General features: G+C 61.5%; 28 protein-coding genes. 3 read left to right on the top strand and 25 right to left on the bottom strand.

Annotated features, from left to right (window positions below):
- Positions 1-15 precede the first annotated feature (15 nt).
- The 5 genes from GWK63_RS04645 to GWK63_RS04625 all read right to left on the bottom strand — a co-directional run bounded on the left by GWK63_RS04645 (position 16) and on the right by GWK63_RS04625 (position 4,254).
- Positions 16-294: a VirB3 family type IV secretion system protein gene (locus GWK63_RS04645; protein ID WP_007397919.1), complete on the bottom strand. Its 279-nt coding sequence runs from the start codon at positions 292-294 to the stop codon at positions 16-18.
- Positions 294-662: a TrbC/VirB2 family protein gene (locus GWK63_RS04640; protein ID WP_034933525.1), complete on the bottom strand. Its 369-nt coding sequence runs from the start codon at positions 660-662 to the stop codon at positions 294-296. Before GWK63_RS04640 ends, GWK63_RS04645 begins: the two co-directional genes overlap by 1 nt.
- A complete protein-coding gene (gene trbB, locus GWK63_RS04635) occupies positions 659-1,663 on the bottom strand; it encodes a P-type conjugative transfer ATPase TrbB (RefSeq protein ID WP_082770880.1) in 1,005 nt (334 codons plus the stop codon). The genes GWK63_RS04640 and trbB overlap by 4 nt, the downstream gene beginning before the upstream one ends.
- 145 nt (positions 1,664-1,808) lie before the next feature.
- Entirely contained in the window at positions 1,809-2,255 is a 447-nt protein-coding gene (locus GWK63_RS04630; RefSeq protein WP_010517994.1) for a hypothetical protein, read from the bottom strand.
- Positions 2,256-2,262: 7 nt separating this feature from the next.
- Positions 2,263-4,254, bottom strand: coding sequence for a conjugal transfer protein TraG (locus tag GWK63_RS04625; RefSeq protein ID WP_010517992.1), 1,992 nt, complete (start codon positions 4,252-4,254; stop codon positions 2,263-2,265).
- A 288-nt stretch (positions 4,255-4,542) separates the two neighbouring features.
- Between GWK63_RS04625 and GWK63_RS04620 the strand changes: the two genes are divergently transcribed.
- Entirely contained in the window at positions 4,543-4,797 is a 255-nt protein-coding gene (locus GWK63_RS04620; protein WP_010517990.1) for a type II toxin-antitoxin system Phd/YefM family antitoxin, read from the top strand.
- Positions 4,797-5,225, top strand: coding sequence for a type II toxin-antitoxin system VapC family toxin (locus GWK63_RS04615; protein WP_034932826.1), 429 nt, complete (start codon positions 4,797-4,799; stop codon positions 5,223-5,225). The genes GWK63_RS04620 and GWK63_RS04615 overlap by 1 nt, the downstream gene beginning before the upstream one ends.
- Before the next feature lie 13 nt (positions 5,226-5,238).
- Here GWK63_RS04615 and GWK63_RS04610 read toward each other — a convergent pair whose 3' ends face one another.
- From GWK63_RS04610 to GWK63_RS04550, 13 genes are all read right to left on the bottom strand, one after another.
- Complete coding sequence (locus tag GWK63_RS04610; protein WP_034932823.1) at positions 5,239-6,978, bottom strand: relaxase/mobilization nuclease domain-containing protein; 1,740 nt, start codon at positions 6,976-6,978, stop codon at positions 5,239-5,241.
- Positions 6,979-7,260: 282 nt separating this feature from the next.
- The gene (locus tag GWK63_RS04605) at positions 7,261-7,977 is read right to left on the bottom strand and encodes a lytic transglycosylase domain-containing protein (protein WP_034932820.1); all 717 of its coding nucleotides are present in this window, start codon (positions 7,975-7,977) and stop codon (positions 7,261-7,263) included.
- Positions 7,978-7,981: 4 nt separating this feature from the next.
- Entirely contained in the window at positions 7,982-8,320 is a 339-nt protein-coding gene (locus tag GWK63_RS04600; RefSeq protein ID WP_034932818.1) for a DUF736 domain-containing protein, read from the bottom strand.
- 1 nt (position 8,321) lies between these two features.
- On the bottom strand, positions 8,322-8,879 hold the full coding sequence (locus tag GWK63_RS04595; protein WP_084149795.1) for a S26 family signal peptidase: 558 nt from the start codon (positions 8,877-8,879) through the stop codon (positions 8,322-8,324).
- Positions 8,876-9,373: a DUF2840 domain-containing protein gene (locus GWK63_RS04590; RefSeq protein WP_034932813.1), complete on the bottom strand. Its 498-nt coding sequence runs from the start codon at positions 9,371-9,373 to the stop codon at positions 8,876-8,878. Before GWK63_RS04590 ends, GWK63_RS04595 begins: the two co-directional genes overlap by 4 nt.
- The gene (locus tag GWK63_RS04585) at positions 9,370-10,455 is read right to left on the bottom strand and encodes a replication initiator protein A (protein WP_197713592.1); all 1,086 of its coding nucleotides are present in this window, start codon (positions 10,453-10,455) and stop codon (positions 9,370-9,372) included. Before GWK63_RS04585 ends, GWK63_RS04590 begins: the two co-directional genes overlap by 4 nt.
- A 7-nt stretch (positions 10,456-10,462) precedes the next feature.
- Positions 10,463-10,714, bottom strand: coding sequence for a helix-turn-helix transcriptional regulator (locus tag GWK63_RS04580; RefSeq protein WP_084149793.1), 252 nt, complete (start codon positions 10,712-10,714; stop codon positions 10,463-10,465).
- 221 nt (positions 10,715-10,935) lie between these two features.
- Positions 10,936-11,484: a DUF2285 domain-containing protein gene (locus tag GWK63_RS04575; protein WP_223846632.1), complete on the bottom strand. Its 549-nt coding sequence runs from the start codon at positions 11,482-11,484 to the stop codon at positions 10,936-10,938.
- Positions 11,485-11,503: 19 nt separating this feature from the next.
- Positions 11,504-11,722 carry a transcriptional regulator domain-containing protein gene (locus GWK63_RS17195; RefSeq protein ID WP_075595803.1) on the bottom strand — a complete coding sequence of 73 codons (219 nt, stop codon included), beginning with the start codon at positions 11,720-11,722 and terminating at the stop codon, positions 11,504-11,506.
- 139 nt (positions 11,723-11,861) lie between these two features.
- Entirely contained in the window at positions 11,862-12,125 is a 264-nt protein-coding gene (locus tag GWK63_RS04565) for a hypothetical protein (protein WP_034932810.1), read from the bottom strand.
- Positions 12,126-12,256: 131 nt separating this feature from the next.
- Positions 12,257-12,541: a helix-turn-helix domain-containing protein gene (locus GWK63_RS04560; protein WP_034932808.1), complete on the bottom strand. Its 285-nt coding sequence runs from the start codon at positions 12,539-12,541 to the stop codon at positions 12,257-12,259.
- Between the two features lie 156 nt (positions 12,542-12,697).
- On the bottom strand, positions 12,698-12,850 hold the full coding sequence (locus GWK63_RS04555; protein ID WP_166498132.1) for a hypothetical protein: 153 nt from the start codon (positions 12,848-12,850) through the stop codon (positions 12,698-12,700).
- 343 nt (positions 12,851-13,193) lie between these two features.
- Positions 13,194-13,517 (bottom strand): DUF736 domain-containing protein, encoded by a 324-nt coding sequence (locus tag GWK63_RS04550; protein WP_034930119.1) that lies wholly within the window; start codon positions 13,515-13,517, stop codon positions 13,194-13,196.
- An 885-nt stretch (positions 13,518-14,402) separates the two neighbouring features.
- On the opposite strand from GWK63_RS04550, the gene GWK63_RS04540 reads away from it, so the two are divergent.
- Positions 14,403-15,005 (top strand): plasmid pRiA4b ORF-3 family protein, encoded by a 603-nt coding sequence (locus GWK63_RS04540; protein WP_239015994.1) that lies wholly within the window; start codon positions 14,403-14,405, stop codon positions 15,003-15,005.
- Positions 15,006-15,180: 175 nt separating this feature from the next.
- Here GWK63_RS04540 and GWK63_RS04535 read toward each other — a convergent pair whose 3' ends face one another.
- The 7 genes from GWK63_RS04535 to GWK63_RS04500 all read right to left on the bottom strand — a co-directional run bounded on the left by GWK63_RS04535 (position 15,181) and on the right by GWK63_RS04500 (position 23,898).
- On the bottom strand, positions 15,181-16,116 hold the full coding sequence (locus tag GWK63_RS04535) for a DUF2493 domain-containing protein (protein WP_034932802.1): 936 nt from the start codon (positions 16,114-16,116) through the stop codon (positions 15,181-15,183).
- Positions 16,117-16,429: 313 nt separating this feature from the next.
- On the bottom strand, positions 16,430-17,476 hold the full coding sequence (locus GWK63_RS04530) for a DUF7146 domain-containing protein (RefSeq protein ID WP_034932798.1): 1,047 nt from the start codon (positions 17,474-17,476) through the stop codon (positions 16,430-16,432).
- Complete coding sequence (locus tag GWK63_RS04525) at positions 17,463-17,903, bottom strand: hypothetical protein (protein ID WP_034932795.1); 441 nt, start codon at positions 17,901-17,903, stop codon at positions 17,463-17,465. The genes GWK63_RS04530 and GWK63_RS04525 overlap by 14 nt, the downstream gene beginning before the upstream one ends.
- 84 nt (positions 17,904-17,987) lie before the next feature.
- Entirely contained in the window at positions 17,988-19,190 is a 1,203-nt protein-coding gene (locus GWK63_RS04520; RefSeq protein ID WP_110581269.1) for a DUF932 domain-containing protein, read from the bottom strand.
- A 136-nt stretch (positions 19,191-19,326) separates the two neighbouring features.
- Positions 19,327-21,405 carry a ParB/RepB/Spo0J family partition protein gene (locus GWK63_RS04515; protein ID WP_034932831.1) on the bottom strand — a complete coding sequence of 693 codons (2,079 nt, stop codon included), beginning with the start codon at positions 21,403-21,405 and terminating at the stop codon, positions 19,327-19,329.
- 466 nt (positions 21,406-21,871) lie between these two features.
- Positions 21,872-23,197, bottom strand: a complete 1,326-nt coding sequence (locus GWK63_RS04510) for a helicase-related protein (RefSeq protein WP_197713591.1) — start codon at positions 23,195-23,197, stop codon at positions 21,872-21,874.
- 113 nt (positions 23,198-23,310) lie between these two features.
- Positions 23,311-23,898, bottom strand: coding sequence for a recombinase family protein (locus GWK63_RS04500; RefSeq protein WP_034927478.1), 588 nt, complete (start codon positions 23,896-23,898; stop codon positions 23,311-23,313).
- Positions 23,899-24,121 lie beyond the last annotated feature (223 nt).

Here is a 24,121-nt window from a genome sequence, read left to right as displayed (position 1 = left end):
GGCCCTGTCCTCCCTCTACGCACGAAGCCAGGCGGGATAACGGAGATGCCGTCGTCCCACCTCGATGAAGACCGGATCGCGTTTCGCACCCCAGACCGCGAGCCCATGGCCGACGATCCAGAATGCGGCCCCGATCAGCCACAGCCGCAGACCAAGGGCGATCGCTGCCGCCAGCGTGCCGTTGGCGATGGCAACGGCGCGGGGCGCACCACCGAGCAGGATGGGATCGGTCAGCGAGCGATGCACCGGGACATGGAAGCCCGGCACGGCATCATCGTCATATCCCACGGCCATCAGATCAGCGCCCCACCGGAGAACGAAAAGAACGACAGGAAGAAGCTGGACGCGGCAAAAGCAATGGATAGACCAAAGACAATCTGGATCAGGCGGCGGAACCCGCCGGATGTTTCCCCGAAGGCCAGCGTCAGGCCGGTCACGGTAATGATGATCACCGAGATGATTTTGGCGACCGGTCCCTGCACGGATTCCAGAATCTCGTTGAGCGGGGTTTCCCACGGCATGCTGGATCCTGACGCCCATGCCGACGACGCGAAAGCAAACGACAGCAACAGGGACGTTCCGAATACACGGAGATCCCGCACATGCCAGTCAGGACGTGCGACAGCGCACACGACGGCGCGCAGACGTGAAGGCGGCCTCATGATGACTCTCCATTGGCAGAGCAGGATGTTTCGGGAGACGAGAAGCTGACCGGACGGATGCGATAGGCACCCGTCACGGGATCTAGGCCATCGATTTCTGCCAGTTCGGACAGGTGGCGGGCCGTGCCGCGTCCGGACAGGACCGCGATGACGTCGATGGTTTCCGCGATCATGGCGCGTGGCACTGTGACCACCGCCTCCTGGATCAGTTGTTCCAGCCGATACAGGGCCGCGAGCACTGATCCGGCATGTAGTGTACCGATACCGCCGGGATGGCCGGTGCCCCATGCTTTCAGCAGGTCCAGCGCCTCGGGGCCGCGCACCTCACCAATCGGGATACGGTCGGGCCGCAGGCGCAGGGCGGACCGCACCAGTTCGGACAGGGTTACGACACCATCCCTTGTACGCATGGCGATCAGATTGGGGGCTGTGCATTGCAGTTCCCGCGTATCTTCGATCAGCACGACGCGATCACCGGTTTTCGCGACCTCGGCCAGCAGCGCATTGACCAGCGTGGTCTTGCCGGTCGATGTCCCGCCGGCGACCAGGATGTTTTTCCGTTCCGCGACCGCGCGGCGCAGAAATACCGCCTGCCCCACCGTCATGATTCCGGCGGCGACATAATCGTCGAGGGTGAACACGGCCACGGCGGGCTTGCGGATGGCGAAACTCGGGGCGGTCACGACGGGCGGGAGCAATCCCTCGAACCGCTCACCGGTTGGCAGTTCCGCCGATACGCGCGGTGCTGCCTCATGCACCTCCGCCCCGACATGGTGCGCGACCAGGCGTACGATGCGCTCGGCATCGGCCGGCGTAACCCTGTCGCCGGTATCGCCCAGCCCCTCGGACAGGCGGTCGATCCACAGCCTGCCATCGGGATTGAGCATCACCTCGACAATGGCAGGATCAGCGAGGTGCCGGGCAATCGCCGGTCCCATCGCCGTGCGCAGCATGGACATGCCGCGTACCGTGGCCCTTTCATGGATGCTGGAAACTGACATGATTTTCCCCGCTATGAGCCGAACACGATGCGCGGACAGCAACGGGGCAATTAAGAAAGGCAGGAAACCACGCGGTTCAACAGGAATTCATGCGTCGTAGGGCGGTGGGGAAACGTAGGGCAAAAATACTTGCAGGGTGCGGAAATTACGAATCCGGTTCATCCTGTAAGGCAGGATCGGAAACATCGTCTGGAATTTCCTGCTGGAGTCTCGGTCCCTGGGCCAGCCTGCGACCGAGGGCCGAGACAAAATTATCGTAACGCGCCCCGGCCTGCGCCCGTGCTGCCCTGGCAGCCGGTTCAGGCAAGGGCGGGGTCGTGGTGAGCCAGAAGCGGATGAACAGCGCCAGGGTCTCCACCGTGATGCCGATATCGCGCTCCAGCCGCGCAAGACGCCGGTCCTGCCGGTCGAGGCGCTTCGATGTTGCAGCCTCGCGGCGCTCCTCCCCGTCGGGCGACAGAAAGGAAGCGACGGCAGCCTCCACGATCAGGGACATCGGCTGCGCACGTCGCGCGGCATAGGCGGAGAGGGTCTTCATCACATCAGGGTCGAGATAGACGGAGATCTGGGCTTTCTTTTTTGCCATCACCATACTTTCCTCACAGTTCCAGCTCGTCGCCACAGTCGAGCGATGCCTGCCGGGCCACACCGCGCATGAGATCGTTCATCCGGTTGTTACGGGGCGCGATGTCGTCGAATTCGTCAGTCGGGTCGGGTGCGAATTCATTTTCCATCGGCTCCTTCTTCTCGACCGTTCCCTCACCCAGTTCTGGCTGACGGCGGCGGGCAGACTGTTTCGGGTCTTCATCCCCCTCGTCCTCCGTCGGCTCCGCCCCGGCATCCGGCGCCGGTGGGCGTGGCGGCAACGGTCGCGTGCTCCAGTCGTCGGGACGGCCATCTTTCGGGCGCGGAAGATCAGGCGGAGGAAGAACGCGCTCGCGGAAGCGGTCATCCTCGAAATAGCGGGCCTTCTTCGCGCGGATCGGATAGAGACCGGAGACCATGACGATCTCGTCCGCTGGCGGGAGCTGCATGACTTCTCCCGCCGTCAGCAGCGGGCGTGCCGTCTCCGAGCGCGAAACCATCAGATGGCCCAGCCAGGGCGAAAGCCGGTGCCCCGCGTAGTTCTTCATCGCCTTCATCTCGGTGGCAGTCCCAAGCGCGTCAGACACACGTTTCGCCGTCCGCTCATCGTTGGTGGCGAAGCTCACCCGGACATGGCAGTTGTCGAGGATCGAATTGTTCGGCCCATAAGCCCGTTCGATCTGGTTGAGGGACTGGGCGATCAGGAAGCTTTTGATCCGGTAGCCCGCCATGAAAGCCAGCGCCGATTCAAAGAAATCCAGACGCCCGAGGGCCGGAAATTCGTCGAGCATCAGTAGCAGGCGCCGTCGCTGTGCCGCAGCCTCCAAGTCTTCCGTCAGCCTACGGCCAATCTGGTTCAGCACCAGCCTGATCAATGGCTTGGTGCGGCTGATATCCGAGGGGGGCACGGTCAGGTAAAGCGTCACTGGGCGGTCCCCTCCAACGATGTCGGCAATGCGCCATTCGCAGCGCCGGGTGACTTCCGCCACCACCGGATCACGGTACAGGCCAAGGAAGGACATGGCAGTGGAGAGCACGCCCGAGCGTTCATTGGGCGATTTGTTCAGCAGCTCGCGCGCGGCCGATGCAACAACAGGATGTGGCCACTTCTCACCCAGATGGTTTGTCCGCATCATGACCGACAGCGTGGTGGCGATCGGGCGCTTCGGGTCCGACAGGAAATTGGCGACACCGGCGAGGGTTTTGTCTGGCTCGGCATAGAGGACATGCAGGATGGCGCCGACAAGCAGGGAGTGTGAGGTTTTCTCCCAGTGATTGCGCTTCTCCAGACTGCCTTCCGGGTCCACGAGGATATCGGCGACATTCTGGGCATCGCGGACTTCCCACTCTCCACGCCGGATTTCCAGTAACGGGTTATAGGCGGACGAGATCGCATTGGTCGGGTCAAACAGCACGACGCGACCGAAACGGGCGCGAAATCCCGCCGTCAACTCCCAGTTCTCGCCCTTAATGTCGTGGACAATAGCTGAGCCAGGCCAGGTCAGAAGCGTCGGGATGACCATACCGACACCCTTGCCACTGCGCGTTGGTGCAAAGGTCAGGACGTGCTCCGGTCCGTCATGGCGCAGATAGGCCTTGCCATACCGGCCAAGCACCACCCCATCCGGGTCAAGCAGCCCGGCTTTCGCGATCTCGTCCGGGTCCGCCCAGCGTGCCGACCCGTAGGTTTCGATTTTCCTGGCTTCACGGGCGCGATGGACCGACAGCGTCACGGCGGCGGCGAAAGCCAGCACCCCACCCGATCCGGCCATCCACGCCCCGCGCGCAAAGACGTTCGGGGCATAGGCGTCGAATTCGAACCACCACCAGAAAAACAGCGGCGGCGCGTAGACCGACCAGTGATGGAACAGCACGAACCAGGGCCGACCGAGTTCAGGCTGGAAGCCCAGTTCCCAGGCCGTCCATTGGGTCGCGGCCCACCAGGACAGGACGACAATGGACAGGACCACCGCGACCTGTCCCCATTGAATTTTGGTTCCCGGCATTTTCGATTCCTCCTTGCGCAGGAACAGGTCGGGCGGCCATTTTCCGTTCCGCAAGGGCTTTTCCCGCGTCGTCGCATCCCGGCGCATGGCAGGGAAAAAATACTTGTCCGGTGCGGCCCAGACCGTCATCACATTGAGCGAAGGTCGCGGGAGTCGAATGATAACCGGGTCTTGTGGCTGGACGGGTGCTGCGGCCAACGATGATGCGAACCCCGACCAGACATGGATTTTCTGGCACTCCCTCTCATTATGTAGTAATGTTCCTACATTGCAGTCTGGAGGCCGGACATGAGCATCACCACACTTTCAAGCCGCGAGTTCAACCAGGACACCAGCCGGGCCAAGAAGGCGGCGGCCGAGGGACCGGTGTTCATCACCGACAGGGGACGCACGGCCCATGTCCTGCTCAGTATTGAGGAATACCGCCGTCTGACACACCATCCGCGCAAGATCGCGGACGCTCTGGCGATGCCGGAAGCTGCGGACATCGCATTCGATCCGCCTCGCGCCAATATCACACTCCGCCCGGCCGATTTTTCCTGATGTTCCTGCTGGACACGAACGTCGTTTCAGAACTGAGAAAAATCCGCGCCGGGAAGGCCGACCCGAACGTGGCGCTCTGGGCCGACAGCGTGGAGGCGGACGATCTGTATCTCTCCGCCATCACCGTCATGGAACTGGAAACCGGCATCCTGCGCGTGGAGCGCCGCGACGGAGCCACCGGCACGATCCTGCGGACCTGGCTGGAACAGCATGTCCTTCCCGCGTTCGAAAGGCGTATTTTTCCCGTCGATACGTCCGTAGCCCTGCGCTGCGCCCGGCTCCATGTTCCCGATCCCCGTTCGGAACGCGATGCGCTCATCGCCGCAACCGCGCTGGTTCATGGCAAGACGGTCGTGACCCGCAACGTCGCGGATTTCCTGCCGTGCGGCGTCCCCCTGCTCAACCCGTGGGAACCCCAGCCGAACTGACAGGAGCGCTGGTTCACAAACCCAGCCCCCTGTTCCGGGTGAAGGTCCAATCAACCCCGCCATCGTCGCGAGCGACACCGGAGACGTGCCTGCCCTGCTGCTTCTCCAGCGAGGGCGTCCAGGGCACGAGTTGAAACTGAAGCCCATCATCGATCATCGCATAGCGGCCGGAGGCCAGCACCATGCGCTGACGGTAGGTGCCCGTGATATACTCCCCCGAACCCGACTGGCTGAATGTCCGGCCTGTCTCGCTGGCCAGCCGCTCTCCAACCTCGTGAACCTCCCGGTCCCTGAGTTTGCCGATCAGATTACGCGCCAGCACCAATTCCTGTGCGCGGTGCTCGGCGAGCCCCTGCTCGATCAGTTGCTCGGCGCGCCGCTCCATCGCGTCACGTACTTCGGCGCCAAAACCCGCCTGCCCCAATGCGACAGGATCACGCGCCACCGCCTGCCGGTCGAGCCAGGTGGCCCCGCGCGCCGTCACCTGATCCTCGATCGACAGGTCAGAACGAACAGCCAGCGCAACACGACGCTGCCCCTTCCTGTCATCGAAGGCACGAAGCTCCACGACCGCCCCCATACTACCATCACCGGTCGCATCCAGATCGGGAAAGCGGATATGATGCGTGCGACCGTCCACACCGTCGATGACGGCGTAGGCCGTGCCTTTCAGTTCATCGTCCAGCCCGCGATCGACCAGCCTGCCGACGACAGGGACGTCGAGGCTTTCACCCGCCAACACATAGCTCGACGTGCTCCGCTCGATGCCGCGTTCAGTCAGGGAACGGTGAATGCGCTTGATGATGTCGCCGCGTTCGCCCAGTTCGCGTAACGTCGCTTCGGCGGACTCATCCAGCATCCATTGTCCCTGTCCGACCTGATGGGCGAGGCCGAGCCCCTCCAGGCGGCGCAGGCGGCCGACCTTCAGGGCCTCAAACGGATCAGGCTGCCGATCCGGCGCTGGCGCCACGTCGATGATGCCGCTGCGGCCCGCGTCGCGGACGAGTTGCCGGTCAAGCTGGGTCCAGTATTCGGCATCGACCTGACGTTCGAGGGCACGGTGAATTTCGATGTCATTGCGTTGCCCGAGTTCTTGCGTCACCAGATCCTGCGCACGGGCGCGCAACCCGTCTTTGATATAATCCCGCGAGATCACGAGGTCGCTGCCATCCTCGGCTACGCCGCGCACGAGGATGTGGACGTGGGGATGCCGGGTGTTCCAGTGATCCACCCCCACCCAGTCGAGTTTCGTGCCGAGATCTTTTTCCATCTGCCCGACCAGTTCGCGGGCATAGCCCTTGAGGTCAGCCATGTCCGGCGCGTCCTCCGGCGAGACGATGAAACGGAAGTGGTGGCGGTCGTCTTCGCAGCGTTCGGCGAAGGCCTTCGGGTCCGCATCGTCGATGCCGGGACCGAAGAGCCGTACCTTCTCACCGTCCTTCGTCACCCCTTCCCGGCGCAGGTAACGCAGATGGGCCGCGAGTGGAGCCTTGCGCCCGCTATGGCGTACGACACGGGCCTTGACGGTCACGCGGCGGGCACGGCTGGTCAGCAGGCGATTGGCCCTGGCTGCCGCGACACGGCCACGCCCGAAGGCCGAACGGGAACCGCCGCCGTTGCGACCCGATCGGAACCCACCGCCTCCGGCACGCTGGGCCGAGGCGAGGGCCTGGGCGACGAAGGGCTTGAGCCGCTGGGCGCGTGGTGAGCGGATGCGACCCAGACGGGGCTGGAAGTCATTCTCGCGCGCCATCACTGCCTCCAATGTGCGAAAAAGCCAGGAGCAACAACGAAATACGGGGTCGGCAAACATTGCCGGTAAGGGCGGAACATTGTCGGAAGGCAGAAAAAACACAGAAAAACCAACACCCCAACCGAGGCGCAATGTGCGCCCTTTTATCTCGCCTCTCCTTAACCCCACCCCAAAGTGCCTGTTCCACCCTGCCAGCACCCAATCCGCGATGCTGGTCCCTGCCCCGATTGCCCTGCGCGAACCACCGCATACCGGTAGAGGAAATGATGCCTGGACGCGCATTCATGGCATCGCTCGTGATGCGGAAGAGACGACGAACAACCCACCGGAAAGCGGCCTGACAGGCGCAAGACCATGCGCGATGATGTCACTTCGAACACCATTCGGCGGCAGCTTCATTGCAACCGGAACGCCTTTCCCCGCATCGTCCGACTGCGCGGCAAAAATCGGCGCGCTGGTCCAGAACAGCGGGTCGGGATGCGAAACCAGCAGCAATGGATCTACACCGCCCTGACCGATCAGGGGCAGCAATCCGGCGACATAGGCGCGCGTTTCGGGTGGCAGCGGACGTTGCCGATCACGGTAGTCCTCATAGCGCCCCGGCCCGGCGTTATAGGCTGCCAGAAAGCCCGGAGAGCCATAGCGATCATGCATCTCGCGCAGGAACGCAGCGCCTGCAAGAATGTTGTCATGCACATCGAACGGATCGCTTCCCAGCCCGTAACGGGTACGAAGGTCGCTCCAGGTCGTGGGCATGATCTGCATGAGGCCGAGCGCGCCTTTTGATGAAATCGCGCTAATATCACCACCGCTCTCAGCGCTCATTACGGCCCGTATCCATGTGGCGGGAATGTCGAAGCGCTGCACGGCTTCAGCGATCACGGCACCATAAGGATCGGTGTCAGCGGGCGCTGGAACCGATGCCGCCCATGACAGGTCAGGTGCGCCCGATACGCCGATTGCAATGACACCAACAGCGAGGAAGAAGATGCGTCGCATCGTCTCATTCCCCGCGTTCGACACGTCGTGACGGACGCGTCCAGTTCAGCACCCAAACCGCACGCTCCCCACCGGCACGGAAGAGATTGGCCCGGATCGGTTGTGCAAAGGCGGGGTCGTCGAGGGCTACGGCGATGTATTCACCAGCCCTCTCGCCGGTGCGTTTCCAGCCAGCACCAACCTCCGGGCCATCGGCATCGGTGAGATGGATGCGGTAATCCGAGGCATGTTCGGCGTCGGAAAACTCAGCCGGAACGAGAAGGATATCCTGCGCCACGGTGAGGGTGCGAATGCGCCCGGCAAAACCGGTTTTCGTGCGCGTGAAAAGACCGATCTGTGCCATTTCATTGCCCTTTCGGAGACGGGTTGGTGGTCACGATGGCAGGCTGGTTACTCCCGGATGGAAGCCAGACCGGGGTGGCACGACCGATGACGGTGGAAACGGGCAACGGGCCGAAATACCGACCATCGAGACTGCGTGGTTCAGCCGTGTTCATGACAAAAATCTGGCCGGAATCGAGACGATGGCAGCCCTGCCAGAAGGGGAGCGGACGGCCACGGTGATCGACGGATTGCGCGTCGCCAGCGAATTGCCCGTCGATGGTGATGCGTTGTCCCGTACGGCACACGGACTGCCCCGCGACAGCCGCTACGGGCTTGAGCAGGGGCACGCCAGACGGCAGATACCCCCGACGCGCCAGCAGCATCGCCTCGCGCTCGGGCAGACGGACAGCAACCAGATCACCGACATGCGGCGCGGGAACCGGGTGCAATCGGTACAACCCGACGGGCACGCTCGCCGTCTCGTTCCAGATCAGGCGTGGCGCAGGATGAACGACCATTGACGCGCCCACACCGAGCACGGCGAAATAGGTCGCAAAGAACCAGCCACGCCGGGTCATGACGTCACCTGCCGCCGCTTGAGCCATGCTGAATGTTGCTCGCGCGTATAGGCACGCGGCTCATGTCCGGCCGTAATGCGATGGTGCAGATGCCGCCAGTATTCGGGCGCTGCATCCGCCGGATCGAGACCCAGTGCCTCAATGGCGTCGACCGCCCGGAGCACATGTTCGACCCGTGGCCAGCTATCGACACGCAGGAGGATTTCGCCGCCGGGACGCACGAACGGCAAAGTCTGGAACACTTCGCCAGCCCTGACCGCGCGCACGATATCCAGCCGGGAGACGGTGATACCGAGGTCATTGGACGCCCAGCGCACAAAGGCGAAAACACTTCCTGGCGCGAAACTGGAAATGCGGCGGCGGTCATCGAGTATCTGCTCGTCACTGCAATGCCCGAAGCGCAGCCAGTGTTCGATGCGCCTGTCGATCCAGGTCAGTTCGACATGCGTCAGTGCCGCCGGATGCCGGTGGGAGATAGGAGACTGTCTGGTCATGGCCCTACTCCCGGCCCCTTGAAGGGGGCAATGGACGGGCAAGAGGGGTTATCCGCAGAACGGCGCTTCCCATCAACATAAGAGTTAGATTCTAAGTTAGATAAGTTAAGGGCCGGAATCACCGTTTCAGGCCAAAGACTTAGCTGGGGTTTGTGCGTGTGAAGTCCCGATAGTCCTGCGTGTGATGTCCCGATAGTGGATGCGTGTGAAGTCCCGATACCATTCGCATAGTTATCCACAGGATGTGTGGATAAATCAGTTGGCAGGATGCGCAGTAACTCGCGCGCGCCAGCACGTTCAATGTTCAGGCGATAGCCTGGCAAGGGCTGGCTGGCGGCGGCACGCCGGATCTGGATGGCAAAGTCCGAGGGACGCATCAGGCTGCCGGATTTCTGGTGCAGATGCCCGATCTCGAAAGTCCAGCCGGTAGGTTGACGACCCGCGTGTTTGCGGGCCACGCGGTAAAGCCAGCGCTCGATGCCGCCCGTCAGCCGGAAATAGGCCGGGTCGATGGCCAGCACCAGCGAACGGTCGATCACGCCACGATAGAGCCATTCCGGAATGACGATCTCGACACCAGCGGCGCGACCGTTCCGGCTGGCGCAGATTTCCCACTCGGTAATCCAGGAAAACTGCTGCCGTCGCCAGTTCTGGCCGTTGCGGATCGTGGTGGCGACCACGGTGGACTGGAGCCGGGCAAGTGCCGCCCTGAGCAGCCCATAATCCCGCGCCCCGGTCTGTCGGCCGATACCGGTGAGCAGCTGATAGGGAGTGAAGCGCAGGAAGCGTGACGTTGTCAGGCCGAGATTTTCCGCCTCGACAATCTGGCTGGCGGCCCAGATCAGCACGTCAGCGTCCCAGATCGTCGCCATGCCGTGCTCGGGCATCCCGAACACCTCAACGCGCGTGTCCCCTACTGCGTAGAGGATTGGCGTCGTGCGCTTCGTTTTGGACAGGGAGAAAAACGGTCGCTCCATCAGATCGCGCTGGTCGCGCGGACTGATCTCGCCGCTGGCGACAACGAACGGCAGGAGCCTGCTGCGCTCACTGGCCGTGAGGATGTGGCGGGCCTGCATGTCCATCCTCCCCTCACCGGCGATTAAGGCCGGCAGAGCGGGCCTCGTCATAATTCGGATCAGAGGTGGACCGGCAGGCGCTGGCGGTAGCCCAGGCGTCGAGGTCGTCGATCAGGTAGACGACACGACCGCCAAGCTTGCGGAAGGTCGGACCACTGCCATGGCAGCGGTATTTTTCCAGCGTGCGGGGAGAAAGGCCTAGAATCTGCGCGGCCTGATGTGTGCGCAGGTAGCGTGCCGGTGACGGCGCGTGTCTGTCGAGCATGGTATGCCTCCATCTGGTCTCGAAGCGCCGCAGGAATGATGCGGCGGATCGGGATGACGGTGGCGAAGAAAGCAGGCGTTGGGGGTGGACGAAGATTTTTCAGACTCAGTGTCCACCCTTCGTGTACCGGGACGTGCATGGGCGATACCGCGCGGAGCCGGGCGTGAAGCAGCGTGGGGAAAATGGGGGATCGCAGCGGGAAGGAGCGAAAACAGGCAGCACTATTTTCCGCGTAGAAAATCCAGATAACCGCCTTTGACCCGGTTCCGGGCGTCAAGAAGCAGGCGCTCCGCATGGCGACGCGCCGCCGTGTTGCGCCATTCGACCGCCGGTAAATCCGCCTGCCATGAACGATTGGCCGCAATGGCGATATCGCGGACGGTGCCGCCCGCTTCGTGAATATCGAAGGCGAGAAGGAGCAGTATCTGCCGCGCACGTTGCAACGGGGTCAACTGGAGGGCGCGCGGAAGCAGGCCAACGCGCTGGCCGCGCTGCCTGCGAAAGAAACGCAGCGCCACGTCGAGACGCAGTTCAGCGGCGTCGTCCATCGGCAGGAGCACGGCGGGTCGAACGATAGCCAGCGGGCTCAGAAGCCGAAGGTAAAGATTGCCAGCCACATCGCCGATCACCAACCACGCGTCGTCTTCCGCATCATGACGGGCCAGAAGGGTTCCAAGCACCGCCGGATTGATCGGGGTCACGATGGCGAAATCCGATGGCGCGGGCGTGAGGATCAGTGTGGCCGGTGAAACCTCGGGCCGCCAGATCATGCGCCCCTGAGGGACGGGTTCATCGGGCGCATGGACAAAAGCAGAGCCCCCAGCGTCGGGAGAACGCCGCGCACTCGGCGGCGGAATCCACGCCCCGACGGCCGATCCGCCGTTGCAGGCGGGCATAGTCGCGGCGATAGGTGGTGTTACGGCGGAGAAATTCGACGGCGAAACCGGAGCGGTCCAGACGGCTGATATGGTCGCGCAGTTCCGGTGAACGCCATAAAGGTGTTGGCATGCGGGCCTCCCTGTCTGTCCCCCCATGCGGCAAAAGGGGAAGCTTCCATCAGCCAGAGCGGGAGCGGGAGTGCATAGACCCTGATTTTTTATCGGGGAGAGAAGCGCAGGGCAGATGCGGGTGCCGGGGCGAAGCCCGGCTATTGCAGGCGCGGTTGCAGCAGATACTGGAAACCGGCTTCGCTCATCCAGCGCGCCCGTGCCAGATGCCTGCCATGAACGGCTTTCGCACGCAGCGGTTCGCGAACCGGGTCAATTTCGAACAGCACCGCAACGACTTCGCGCCAGTCCGCCCCTTCCTCGTCCGCGACCAGAAGGCGCAGGTAAAGCCCGAGATGCGCTTCGTCGTAGGCGTTTACCCGTTCGGTGAGAGGGGGATGGTCAAGGAAAGACGGGTCGGTCATGGCGGTTCCTCACGATACCGCTGCCAGATCGGTTCGATAACAAAGATCGGGATTGCCGACCGGCCAGGTTTGCATGACCCCGCCAGAAATCAGCACGCCCAACGGGGAAGGAATGACATGAACGGAACAGATCAGGGCGATTCCGCCCGACTACGCCCCCTACCCTGCCGCGTCTGGATATCGGAAGTCTCGTTAAGAAACATGACGCCGCGTCCCTGTCCGGACTCGATGAACAGAATGCCCGCCGCTTCCAGCGCGCGACGGACCTGATCGATCGTGCCCTCATGAACGCCCAGACCGCGTTCGGATTCTAGGCGCTTGAGCGCGGTCAATGCTACGAGGGCCTTTTCAGCGAGCCTTTCCTGTGTCCAGTTCAGGAGTGCCCGTGCCGCCCTTACCTGTCGGCCAGTGATCATCCACGATCACATCCGACACGCGGAGCCTGCACACCAGAAATACGACTATAATAGTCGCTTTGTGGATATTCAACATCGTTCTTTCAGGGGGATACCGAAAGAGAGTCGGCGTCTGGTTCCCGATTGTATTGGCGACCATGCAAAAAGACCCCCGCTCTATGCGGGGGCCGTCTCGTCGTGGCGCTCTGTTGCGCATCGTGCAAGCGCCTCGTTCAGTTCGCGCTCGATCTGCCGGCGCTCGCGGCGGCTCAGGTGAAAGCTGGTCAGTTCGGCGCGCAGCATCTGGATCTGGTCGTGTAGCGTGGTCATCGTCCTGCTCCTTTCGTTTTTCGAAGACAGGACGGACGGCTCATGCCGGGGTGGACCGGGTCAGGGATCGCCGAAGGCGACCGGCTTGCCGGCGTGTGGGGGAGCCGATTTTGTGCGGTGCGCCCGAAGGGTGCATCGGGCAAAATTGGGGGGACCACGCGTCCTTGACGCGGTTCGCCCTCGCGCATGGTACAATGGGAAGGCTGAGGGAAAGCCCCGTGTTCCTCCTGCGTCTCACGTCGGGCGACCTGCACTGCCGCCCGCGCCCCGGAAAAGCACGTGGGAAAATGAAAGCCCGGAAGGCCCCGCCCGGGGAGACCGGGCGGGGTTGGTGGTGGGGCGCTTACTCCCCGTTCCGGCTGCGGGGCCGGGTCCAGATGAGCGAGTAGCCCTCGCCCTCCTCGTCGGTGAACAGGTTGGCGAAGATCGGGGCGGCGAAGGAGGGATCGTCCAGCTTCAGACTCAGATAGGTGCGGCCTTCGCTGGAGCGGCGGGTCCAGGCGGCACCGAGTTCTACCCGTCCGAGGTAGACGCGGTAGTTGGGGGCGTTGTCGTTGGCGCGGTTGGTTTCGGCCACCAGACGGACGTTGCGGGCCTGCAGGGCCAGGGTGACGATTTCGCCTTCGAAGCCTTCGCCCACCTTCTTGAAGGAACCGATGTTAGCCATTGTCGTATCTCCATGCTGTTATCGGGCCGCGACCACCGTGGCCTCGATGGCGATCGACCAGCCGGAGGCGAGCGGCAGAGCACCCCTCGGGGCCGAAGCGCAGCGGAGGACGGCAGGGCCGGAACTTTCTTGTTTCGCGAGGAATGACGGCGCAGCCGGCAGGGGAAGAAAGTTCTGGAACGCCGTTGCGGCCAGCCGATCGAGGCGCAGCCGGTCTTCGGCTAGATCAGCCATCCGACAGAGGCCATGGTGTGCGGACCCGCCAGCCCCAAAGAGATACGATGCCGGCATGACCGGTCCGACAGGTGGGGGGACGATGCGATCTGGCGCGAGACTGTCACGCTGGCATTTTGGGAAACTGGCCCCGTCCGGTGGTCGTTTTTGCCGTCCCCGATGTTACGCCCCCTTTTCACCCGCTCATGGGCAGGGTTGCCCGTGCGGTGCGACAGGCCCCCGCTCCCGGCACAAGCGCATCCCGTTAGAGCGGGCCGGATGATCCCTCGTTCGCTGCCTGCCGTCCCGGCCCTTTCACCGATGGGGTTGGCGCGGGCGTTTCATCCCCATGGACCGTCCCCGCAGACACACGGGGCTGCCATCGAACTCCGTCCCGCCGGTTCTCCGGGCGGGGACTTCCAGGGGGCGGGCGAACGTGCCTACCGCCATCAGGTGCGCAGGAACTGGGGAGCCCGACGTCATTGCGGCTCAGACGTCAGACTTCATGTATCATGACGGTTTTACAAACCGTCGTGGAAATAATGCCCACCACGCTCTGTAAAAACCGTGCCGAGAAATCAGCACTGATCTTACACCCCGCCACACGCAACTTTCTTGACTTTATCAGGAATTACCATTTTTCTTGAAACCATGTTTGGACCTCCCAATGCTATGCAGATCAGAGTCTCAATCGACGATATCGAACCAGCCGTCTGGCGGCGTCTCGTCGTGCCTAGTGCGTGGAACCTGGAGCAGCTTCACCTCGCGATCCAGGCGGCCTTTAACTGGTGGAATTATCATCTCCATGAGTTCGAGATCGGGGGACTGCGTTACGGAAATGCCATTGAGGCTGCGGAAGGATCGGCCATCGGCGATCCTCAGGTCTTTGACGAGCGCCAGGTCCGGTTGCGAGATTTCCGCAACGCGGGCACGGCGTTCACCTACGTCTATGATTTTGGCGACGACTGGCGCCATACCGTAGAAATCGAAAATCTGCTTTTCCTCGAAAGCGCTCCCCAGCACGCGACCTGTGTTGACGGCGCGCGAGCCCGTCCGCCTGAGGATGTCGGCGGCATTCCAGGCTATGAGCAGTTTCTGGAGGTAATCGGCTCCCTCAAGGATCCCGAGCATCGGGAAACCAAGGCCTGGTGTGGTGGCCATTTCGATCCCGAGTGGTTCGATCTTGCAACCGTCGACAAGGATGTTCGAAACGCATTGAAGCCGAATGTGAAAAGAAGGCTTCATCAGCCGAAACCGAAAAAAAGCAAGTTGTAGATATCACTAAGTCAATCAGGCGTGTTTCAAGGTATAAGGTCAATGTTGTCGATCGGGATCGACGGCAGAACCGGGTTAAACGCGCCATGCCTTATCTTTCAGGCATTGAAAGACCGTCAATACGGTAGCCCTATGCTACCGTGCCGATTTCTCGGCACGGTTTCCTCACAACCTGTCAGGCACTATTCTTTTTCTGAAACCGCCAGACCGGGATACCCATCTGCTTCGCCTTGTCGGCCAGATTGTCCTGAATGCCCGAACCCGGAAATACCATGACGCCGACGGGCAGGACTTTCAGCAGGGCGTCGTTGCGCCGGAACGGGGCGGCTTTGCCGTGCCGGTTCCAGTCCGGTTTGAAGGCAATCTGTGGAATTTCGCGATGATCGGCCCAGCGGGAAGCGATGAATTCCGCGCCCTTGGGCGAGCCACCATGCAGCAGCACCATGTCGGGATGCTTCTCACGCACCTTGTCCAGCCGGTTCCAGATCAGGAGATGGTCCTCGTAATCGAGCCCGCCGGTCACTGCGACCTTTGGCCCGGGTGGCACGAGCAGCTCCGTTTCGGCCTTGCGGCGGGCGTTGAGGAAATCGCGGCTGTCGATCATCGACGCCGTCAGGGTGCTCCGGCTGACCAGCGAGCCGGAGCGTGGCCGCCAGGGCGACATCGTCAGGCGTTCGAACTGGTCGCAGGCGAGGGCGCGGAATATCTCATAGGCATTGCGTCGCTCCAGCAGGGTCAGCCCCTCGGCGATGAGGCGCTCCAGTTCCACCGAGCGGATCTCGCTGCCATCCTGTTCCTGCTGGCTGCGTTTCTGCGCCTGCTCGTTACGGTCAAGATCACGCTCCACCTGCCCGACCATACGGTGAAAGACGTTGACGGTGGACCAGAGCAGCGGTTCGAGATCAGGTTCCAGCCGCGTGTCGGTCAGTGTGGCTGACAGGGCATCGAAGATATCGGCAATCGCGCCCTCGATCTGGCTGGCGTCGGGCAACGGCCTCGCGTCCGGCTCGTCCTCGAAGGGACGATGGCCGTAAAGCTGGAGTTCCGCCAGCACATGAGCGGTGGAAGAGGTAGCGTGTGCGGGTTCGAAATCGTGCTGTGTGCGGGTCATGGGTCTGTCCTCCGGTTCTGGCCGCGCCCCTCGCGGCCTTTCCGGGGGCGGACAGCGGCAGACGAAGGCCGGGCCGGAACCGCGCAACGCGCGGCCGCAGCGCAGCGGAGGATGGCAGGGAGACGGCTATTTTGCTTCGCGATGCAAAGCGCGGCACGCGCGGCGGAAAATAGCCGGTTCCGCCATTGCAGGCCCGGCCTGGCTGACGCCCGCTCCCCTTCCAGAAAGGCCGCGGGCGCGCCCCATCCGGAAACAGGACAGCCCTGCGCACACTGGAAAGAAGAAGACCCTCACACCCCCTTCCCGGGCCGCCTCAGTGCGTGACGGGATGCAGAAACCGCGCCACGTCCTGCGGGGCAAGCTGGGGATGCAGGATTGCCCGCATCGCGCCACGCCCGAGGTAGCGGAGATCATCGTTGAAGTCCGCCAGACGCGGTGACAGCACGAGGCACTCGATCCCGGCTTCCTGCGTCCGGGTCTGCAGGATCGTCACCGCATGGTCTCCGGCCGGATCGTCATCGCGCAGCACGTAGAGGCGGCGCAGCGTATTTGGAAACATCATGGCGGCGAGATGCGCCGAGGACAGGCAGGCGGCCAGTGGCAGAGCGGGCATGATCTCATGGAGCGAGAGCACCGTCTCGATGCCCTCGCCCGCCGCCAGAACGTCGGACACCGTGCCAAAGCGCACGGCATTGCCGAGCAGGTCGCCCAGGGCACGGCGCGGATGATCGACCGGCGCCTTGCCGCGCCCGTCCGCCGCCAGCCAGGTCCGATGAACCCCGGTCAGGGTGCCGTCGAGGTCGGTGACGGCGGTGATCATGGCGGGCCAGGTCTCGGTCGGACTGTCCTCGTCCGGACGGTAAAAGCAGCGCGGATGGAAGTGCAGGGCTGCGGTTCCGTGCAAACGCGTAATGTCGCGTCTGCGGAGATACATTTCTACGGACGTGCCCGCGATCGGCCCGGACATGGCCCAGAGCCGTCGCGCGGCTTCGGACGAACTGGCGGAACCACGCTCACGGGCAGGCCGGTCCTGTGACGGCGGCACCGGATCAGGGCGAGGCAGACTGAGGAAGGCGCGCGCCTCGTCGACCACGTCGCGGAAATCCACCAGACCGAGGCTTTCGCGGATCACGTCAAGCAGGTCGCCATGCTCGCCAGACTGCGCATCGGTCCACTTACCGGCCCTGCCGTTGGCGGTATCGTGCAGCCGGACAAACAGCGACCGGCCGGGGGTGTTGCGTACGTTACCGACCAGCCAGTAATTGCCATGACGGCGACCGGCGGACAGATAGCGTCGGCATACCGCCTCCGCGTTCTCCGCCAGACGGTGAGCCAGATCCCCAGCATCATGTCCAGTCATCGCCTTGCCCTCCTGTGTCGGGATTGCCTCCGTCCAGGGCAATCGCCAGCCAGCGATCAGTGGTCATCCATGAAATCGCTTTGCGCCTGCCAAGGTCAAGCAGATGCGCGCCGCCGCTGAAGGCGCCGATCCGGGGGCGGGATGCCGTATTGGCCCACTGGAATCCCCATCGGCCCCGCAACCGGAATGTTCGCGCACAGCGCAGCACGAACTCCACAACCTGATGCGGATCTCCGGTCGTCTCATCGTGCATCCAGAGTTTCGTGCCGCCATATTCAGGCACGATCGACAGAATGAAACCGTCAGAGGGCGGGTCTTCCGCCGCCAGTTCGTCCATGAATTCATTGTAGAGATCGAGCCCCTTTGCGGCATTGTCCACCGTGCCCACGTCGAGCACGCAGGAAAAATGCGTGAAAAAATCAGCCATCGGAAAAACTCCCGAAACGAAAAAAGCCCGGCGCAGGGGCCGGGCTCGTAAAAACGTATTGGCGGAAATACAGAAAAGCGGCTTTCAGGACGCACGCTCCATCAGCCTGCGGGCCTTTTCTTCCAGATCCAGCCGCGTATCCTGATTGGCTTTTGTGCGTGCCAGTGCGGTAATCCCCTGCACGAAATCGAACACGCTCTCGGGCTTGCGGCCCTCTTCGTGCAGCACGGTTTCGATGATCTTCGCGGTTTCCGGTTTCGAGAACCCGCGACGGCGCAGGAAACTTTCGCGATCATCATCGGTTCTGGCCACCAGCGCCCGACGCGAAGCCTGGATACCGGAAACAAACGAGGCCGGGCTGGCCGTGGCGAAATTCCGGAGCGCTGGTGTCGCCTGATGCACGAAGCGGGATGCTGCAAACTTGCTATGCCGGATCGTGATCTGTTCGAAATTTTCGACGCCCCAGAGCATGCGATTTTGGCACACTCCGCGCAGGTAAAATGACGCAATACCAAGGCTTTTACTGCCGACTTCAGAATTCCACGCATAGAAACCCCGGAAATAGAGATCGGGATCGCCATTGGGCAGGCGTCCGGCCTCAATCGGGTGTGTATCGTCCACGAGGAACAGAAAAACATCGCGATCTGATGCGTAGAGCGTCGTCGTCTCCTTCGTGATATCCACATACGGATTATGGGTCATGGTCGCCCAGTCGATGACACCGGGCACCTTCCAGTTGGTATCACCTGTGCCGTCACCGGCAATTTTCCGCACCGCGCCGACCAGTTCGTGGTCCCAGATGCGGCCGTAATCTGGCCCGGTGACCGCGCGCAGTTCCACGCGGCCGTCCTCGGTTTCCAGTGTTTTGATCAGTTCAACCCGGTGTGACAGCAGGCCGTGCTGGAGATTGATCGCCGCCAGTGGAGCCGGAAGGTTACGCAGGTAGGACGATGGCGCGCTGATCAGACTGCACATCTGGCCGAACGACCAGTGTGTGGGGGCAATCGGCTCCTGCTGCCCCGGTACAGTCAGGGTCAGGCGCTCGGCATTGTCGCGCGAGGCTTCCACGCGAATGGCGCGGCTTTCCACCGTGCGGGTCGTGGCCCGATCTGCTCGCGCCAGGGTCGCGGCATGCAGGTCGGACAGCGACAGATAGCGTTCGTCATCGGGGCGGGAAAACCACTCGGACGATACGCGGGCACTGCGCTCCCCACGCGAAGGATCGATCCTGAAGCCGCCGGATGCGGCACCACGGGACGCGGGGGACAGGATGGTGGTTGTGATCATGGAAAACTCTCCTCTATGCCGGTTATTCGGCACAGAAGGCGAAGCCGACCTCTCCCTCTTTCCGGTATGCCGGACACGAAAAAAGCGGCTTCCGGGCACCGGAAGCCGCTGTCTCACAATTCCAAAACTCATTGCGTCACTCGGCGGCGATGGCCTCCATATCCCCGCCTGACGTCACCGTTTCAACCTGTGCCTGATCGGCCAGCCCCACGGTCCGCAACGCCTCGGGCAGCCAGCCCGAACCATCAAGCAGCCGCTCGGCCTCGCGCGCCATGTCGGGCTTCTTCATATGAACTATGCGGTCAGCCGCTTCGTCGCCACGTGCATCCCGCACCGCCTGCAGGATGCGCGCCTTGGTCACCCGGCCGAGATAGTTCTCGACCGTGGGCTGCCAGCCAGCCTCAATCAGATCAAGGCTGAGGGCCGACGCCAGTCGATTGGCCCGCTTGAGGCGTTCGGTCACGCTGCGCTGGGACACCGCACCATAGGCGGGCATGCGCTCATAGAGCGCGTTAATCCCGAAGGACAGGCAATGCGCCAGCAATGCCATGCGGCTGGTATCATCCAGCCCGGCGATCCAGCGCCACAGCGCGTCTTCGTCGTCCGGCAGATCGTGCTTCCAGCCATCGTTACGCTGTCGCAGCGCGTGGGCTGGCAGGCTGCCTGGCATGTCGGAGGAATGGACCGGCAGCGGGATTTCCCGGACATAGGCTTCCAGGCAATCCGCACCCGGTGTCTGCCAGTAAACATCGCGCACCAAGGTATGCAGCAGTTCGGTCAGCGCGATGTGCGGGTTGCTGGCAAAGGCGTCCCGCAGGGCGAGCGTGCGCCAGGCCGTCAGTTCGGTAAGCAACCGGTCAGGCAGCGGCTTGATCCCGTCTTCTTCCTCGGGTTCCACGTCGGGAGAGATGCTATCGCTCTTCCCCTCCTGATAACCATCGCCTGCGCTATCGTGCTCCTGCCCATCATACGCAGGGCAATTGTATTGATCGGCGTTGCCCGCATCATCGGTCTCTTCCGGCTCAGCCGGCATGTCCTCGGGGAGCACAAACCCCCGCTCCAACTGCAACGTACCATCGCTGGCGAGGCTTACGAAGGCCCCCGCCCGCGCCATGTCAGCGGGATCGAACGCCAGAGGCCGTTCTTCGAGGGCAAGGATGGCCTGTTCGATCTCGCCCAGCCTTGCATCAACCTCATCCGGGTATTCATCAGCCTGGGCATATTCAGCCTCGATGCTTTCCTGCTCGGCGCGCAGGGCTGCAAGCCGGGCAGTCTCCTCATCGGACAGCGGCATTTCCGTGCCATCGATCTCCGCAAACTGCCGTGTGTGGCCCCATGGGAATGACAGGGCGGTTTCGACCCATTTCCAACCCTCTGCACGGATATCTTCGGCGGCTGCATGCAGCTTTTCCATGACCAGCCGGTCCAGAATGGCCGGATCCTGCAACCAGCCGCCGTCATCGGCCTCGAACAGGTCGCGCATGATGGGACCACCCGCTACGATATAGGCCTCCAGCCCGACGAAACGGGCACGGGCGTCCGAAGCCCGCACGGTCTTTTCCGTCAGCATGCGGCGGATGACATAGGGTTCGCGGTTATGGCTCTGGGACACGATCTCCCAGACCTGTTCCTGACGGGCATGGTCATCGCTGATGGAAAAGGCCATCAACTGTTCCAGCTTCATGCCGTCCTGCTCGTAGATATCCAGCAGCTTGTCCGACACCGTCATCAGCCGCAGGCGCTGTTTGACCACGGTCGGTGCGACGAAGAACGCGGCAGCGATTTCTTCCTCGGATATACCCTTCTCCAGCATGTCACGAAAGGCGCGAAACTGATCCAGCGGATGCAGGGCTACCCGCTGGACATTCTCGGCCAGGGAATCATCTTCGGCGAGAATGGCCGACCCTGCCTCGCGCACGACGCACGGCACGGGTGCCGTTTTCGCCAGTTTCTTCTGCTTCACCAGCAGTTCGAGCGCGCGAAAACGACGCCCACCGGCCGGCACTTCGTAGGTACCGGTCTCAACCCCGGCATCGTCAACGACTGGCCGGACATTCAGGCTCTGCAGCAATCCGCGGCGCTCGATATCGCGGGCCAGTTCCTCGATCGACAGGCCGGACTTCACACGCCGCACATTGGACTGGGACAGGACCAGCCGGTTGAACGGGATATCACGGGACGAACTGAGGCTGATTTTGGGAATAGCGGTCGCCATGGCGAAAAACTCCATGACGGGCGGACAGGAGACTCTCTCCCACCCTCTCAACCCGTCACGAAATTTCGCGCAGCCCTCTGACTCTAAAAGGCCCGGACGCACCCAAAATCCGCAGCCTTTTCCCGGCAGAAAACGACGGCAACGGGGGGGGAAGCGGAATGTCCGGTTGTGGCTTAGAAATTAAAACAGCGGACATTCATTCGGACTGACGTCGGTTTTCGATTGTTCTCAGTAAAAAATATGACCTTAGAAGGGGCAGAGAGAGACCCCCGCCGGGGTCTGGTGGCCTTTATTTATTTCCCAATCGATTGTTAATAAGAACAAAATAACCTTTAAAATCATACGCTATGATAGAAGACAGATTTCATATACCATTGCAGTATTAGAGGCTTTGACACGTACGATCACGACTGCACACGGTGAAACCAGCAACACTGGGCATCCATCATGATGTAATTATGGTGTCTCAACCTACCTGCTTAGAGATTTCGACGTAACCTACTAACTCTGCCGAATAACTTTTGTTGCCATTCGCATCCCCCCTATGTCTCAGCTCCCGTTGCAGGGTTGGCTCTACCATGTGAGTAAACAGATCGTTCCGCTGATCGGGCAGAAAGATAGGCGTCGTCGGGGATGCTTGTAGGTATGTTTCACAAAGACGCTCGACCGCTGGAACACGCGTCCCGTCTTGTTTGACGGCAATGGGCAGCATCATTACGCGGCGCTCGCCCTTATCGGAAGATACTTCAACCACCCATATAGACAACAGCACCGGCTCTTCTACGTCGCCGAACACGGCAATACCGACTTCCTCTGGCGCCAGGCCACGCCAGCGAGTCAATTCCTCCTGTACCAACGAATGATCCAAGCCCATCAGTTGCAGATTATCCTGATTGGTCGCAGCTTCGCGGCTCAGAGTAAATTGAATGCTAGGGGCGCCATCGACATTGACGAGGTCGTATGTCGCGTCGTTCACCTTGATCAGTTTCTGCTTACGATCCACGACCGCCGCCGACAGAAAATGAACCAGACGATCTAAGCTGGATGATACGTCAGAGAAAGGTTTGTAATCGTCAAGACTGAAACCATCCAGGTCTTGGAACAAGTCGAACACCACCTGCCGTGCCTCTCGGGAGTTCGATAGTGCAGCCTCTAATTCCACCTGTGTTCGCTTTAATTCGGGGTCGGAAAGCGCCTCCTGATACAGACGGTCGTAATTCAATCGTTCTGATAACTGACCAAGAATCTGCGCACGTAAGTCTTCGGCCACATTGCCATGCTCATCCACCTTACCGACGGTACGCGCGATCTCGATCAGTTTCTCGTCAAGCAATAGGAAGATGCGACCTTCGATAGTATCCGACAGCACCAAGTTGTAGACCTGCGCGGTATGGCTCTGGCCGTAACGATGGATGCGCCCGATGCGTTGCTCCATATCCATCGGATTCCACGGCAGGTCGAAATTGAACAAAACGCGTGCGAACTGCAGATTGATAGTTGCCCATGCGTTGAGCCATGATCTGGTCGAAGACGGATCCGTCACCGCGTGATAGAGCGCGGCCATCAAGTGCGATTTACCGAGGCCACGTTCGCCGATCACGACTACAGGCCGACCTTTATTAGGACCAACGGCCTCAATGCCTTTTAGCAAATCATGCGTGGGATAAGTAATTTCCAAAAACTGTTTGGCGGCAATTTGAGTCGCGCCGGTTTGCTGGTCGTTAGACAGCTCGATAGCTGTGCCTTTGAGGCGCTTGCCTCTAAATTCTTCTCTGAGCGTAAGACCGAGCATTACATCAAATTCCGTAGTTAGTTTTTATGAATGAACGGAATGCGGGTCGCACCCCTGCTATTGCTGTTTTGCCTACATTCGGCAGATCAAAATAATTCGTACATGTGGGGAATTTAAAAATCTGCATTACGCGATTTCTTCGGCAGCACAGCCCCTACGTGCTTGTACAAAGTAGTTCTCGAAATACCATACTGCCGCGCCACCGCCGCCACCTGAATCTCTGGGTCGCGCAAGAGAGCTTTAATCTCGCGCACCTGCTTCTCCCCCAACTTGGGTTTCCGACCACCTGAACGCCCTCTGGCACGTGCCGCAGCGAGCCCTGCGTGAGTGCGTTCACGGATCAGGCTACGCTCAAACTCCGCAAGGGCCGCGAAGACGTGAAAAACCAACTTGCCCGCCGCACTGTTCGTTTCGATTTTCTCGGTTAAGCTCTCGAAACCAATTCCCAAACATTCCAACTCGGCCACGATTTGCACAAGATCAGGCAAGCTACGCCCAAGTCGATCCAACCGCCACACCACCAGCGTATCACCGCTGCGCAGCGCCTTCCGGCATTGCTCCAGCTCCAAGCGCACAGCGTTCTTGCCAATCGCCGCCTCTTCATAGATGACACGGCAACCAGCCTGCTGAAGCGCATCACGCTGCAGGTCTAAATGCTGGTCCTCCGTGGAAACCCGCGCGTAGCCGATCCTCTGATTCATTGACACAACCGGGACGTTGAAAAACTGACGCCAATGTTAACGGAACAATTATGGTTGCGATAGCCCAATATGGGAATTTTCAGCATGTCTAGAAAACTACCGTTTAATGGACATTTCTTGGCTGTCCGCTATGCGGAAATCAAATCGCTATGTCGCATGTCCGCCATGTAGGCGGCTGCCGCCTGTTTGCTTCACTTTCCTTGAGCGGATAGGCAGTTTAGGG

The organism is Komagataeibacter rhaeticus, assembly GCF_011611525.1.
Classification (GTDB): domain Bacteria; phylum Pseudomonadota; class Alphaproteobacteria; order Acetobacterales; family Acetobacteraceae; genus Komagataeibacter; species Komagataeibacter rhaeticus.
The sequence above is the reverse complement of the archived record's forward strand: the minus strand, read 5'-3'. Positions and strand labels throughout refer to the sequence as shown.

Bases quoted from the DNA above. Each gene is read 5' to 3' on its own strand.
- GWK63_RS04525 (WP_034932795.1), bottom strand. From the start codon at position 17,903: ATGGCTGATTTTTTCACGCATTTTTCCTGCGTGCTCGACGTGGGCACG.
- GWK63_RS04590 (WP_034932813.1), bottom strand. From the start codon at position 9,373: ATGACCAGACAGTCTCCTATCTCCCACCGGCATCCGGCGGCACTGACG.
- GWK63_RS04585 (WP_197713592.1), bottom strand. From the start codon at position 10,455: ATGGACATGCAGGCCCGCCACATCCTCACGGCCAGTGAGCGCAGCAGG.
- GWK63_RS04630 (WP_010517994.1), bottom strand. From the start codon at position 2,255: ATGGTGATGGCAAAAAAGAAAGCCCAGATCTCCGTCTATCTCGACCCT.
- GWK63_RS04515 (WP_034932831.1), bottom strand. From the start codon at position 21,405: ATGGCGACCGCTATTCCCAAAATCAGCCTCAGTTCGTCCCGTGATATC.
- GWK63_RS04605 (WP_034932820.1), bottom strand. From the start codon at position 7,977: ATGCGACGCATCTTCTTCCTCGCTGTTGGTGTCATTGCAATCGGCGTA.
- GWK63_RS04550 (WP_034930119.1), bottom strand. From the start codon at position 13,517: ATGGCTAACATCGGTTCCTTCAAGAAGGTGGGCGAAGGCTTCGAAGGC.
- GWK63_RS04580 (WP_084149793.1), bottom strand. From the start codon at position 10,714: ATGCTCGACAGACACGCGCCGTCACCGGCACGCTACCTGCGCACACAT.
- GWK63_RS04560 (WP_034932808.1), bottom strand. From the start codon at position 12,541: ATGATCACTGGCCGACAGGTAAGGGCGGCACGGGCACTCCTGAACTGG.
- GWK63_RS04555 (WP_166498132.1), bottom strand. From the start codon at position 12,850: ATGACCACGCTACACGACCAGATCCAGATGCTGCGCGCCGAACTGACC.
- GWK63_RS04625 (WP_010517992.1), bottom strand. From the start codon at position 4,254: ATGCCGGGAACCAAAATTCAATGGGGACAGGTCGCGGTGGTCCTGTCC.
- GWK63_RS04510 (WP_197713591.1), bottom strand. From the start codon at position 23,197: ATGCTCGGTCTTACGCTCAGAGAAGAATTTAGAGGCAAGCGCCTCAAA.
- GWK63_RS04565 (WP_034932810.1), bottom strand. From the start codon at position 12,125: ATGACCGACCCGTCTTTCCTTGACCATCCCCCTCTCACCGAACGGGTA.
- GWK63_RS04615 (WP_034932826.1), top strand. From the start codon at position 4,797: ATGTTCCTGCTGGACACGAACGTCGTTTCAGAACTGAGAAAAATCCGC.
- GWK63_RS04520 (WP_110581269.1), bottom strand. From the start codon at position 19,190: ATGATCACAACCACCATCCTGTCCCCCGCGTCCCGTGGTGCCGCATCC.
- GWK63_RS04595 (WP_084149795.1), bottom strand. From the start codon at position 8,879: ATGACCCGGCGTGGCTGGTTCTTTGCGACCTATTTCGCCGTGCTCGGT.
- GWK63_RS04535 (WP_034932802.1), bottom strand. From the start codon at position 16,116: ATGACCCGCACACAGCACGATTTCGAACCCGCACACGCTACCTCTTCC.
- GWK63_RS04620 (WP_010517990.1), top strand. From the start codon at position 4,543: ATGAGCATCACCACACTTTCAAGCCGCGAGTTCAACCAGGACACCAGC.
- GWK63_RS04640 (WP_034933525.1), bottom strand. From the start codon at position 662: ATGAGGCCGCCTTCACGTCTGCGCGCCGTCGTGTGCGCTGTCGCACGT.
- GWK63_RS04575 (WP_223846632.1), bottom strand. From the start codon at position 11,484: ATGATCTGGCGGCCCGAGGTTTCACCGGCCACACTGATCCTCACGCCC.
- GWK63_RS17195 (WP_075595803.1), bottom strand. From the start codon at position 11,722: ATGCCAACACCTTTATGGCGTTCACCGGAACTGCGCGACCATATCAGC.
- GWK63_RS04610 (WP_034932823.1), bottom strand. From the start codon at position 6,978: ATGGCGCGCGAGAATGACTTCCAGCCCCGTCTGGGTCGCATCCGCTCA.
- GWK63_RS04530 (WP_034932798.1), bottom strand. From the start codon at position 17,476: ATGACTGGACATGATGCTGGGGATCTGGCTCACCGTCTGGCGGAGAAC.
- trbB (WP_082770880.1), bottom strand. From the start codon at position 1,663: ATGTCAGTTTCCAGCATCCATGAAAGGGCCACGGTACGCGGCATGTCC.
- GWK63_RS04600 (WP_034932818.1), bottom strand. From the start codon at position 8,320: ATGGCACAGATCGGTCTTTTCACGCGCACGAAAACCGGTTTTGCCGGG.
- GWK63_RS04500 (WP_034927478.1), bottom strand. From the start codon at position 23,898: ATGAATCAGAGGATCGGCTACGCGCGGGTTTCCACGGAGGACCAGCAT.
- GWK63_RS04645 (WP_007397919.1), bottom strand. From the start codon at position 294: ATGGCCGTGGGATATGACGATGATGCCGTGCCGGGCTTCCATGTCCCG.
- GWK63_RS04540 (WP_239015994.1), top strand. From the start codon at position 14,403: ATGCAGATCAGAGTCTCAATCGACGATATCGAACCAGCCGTCTGGCGG.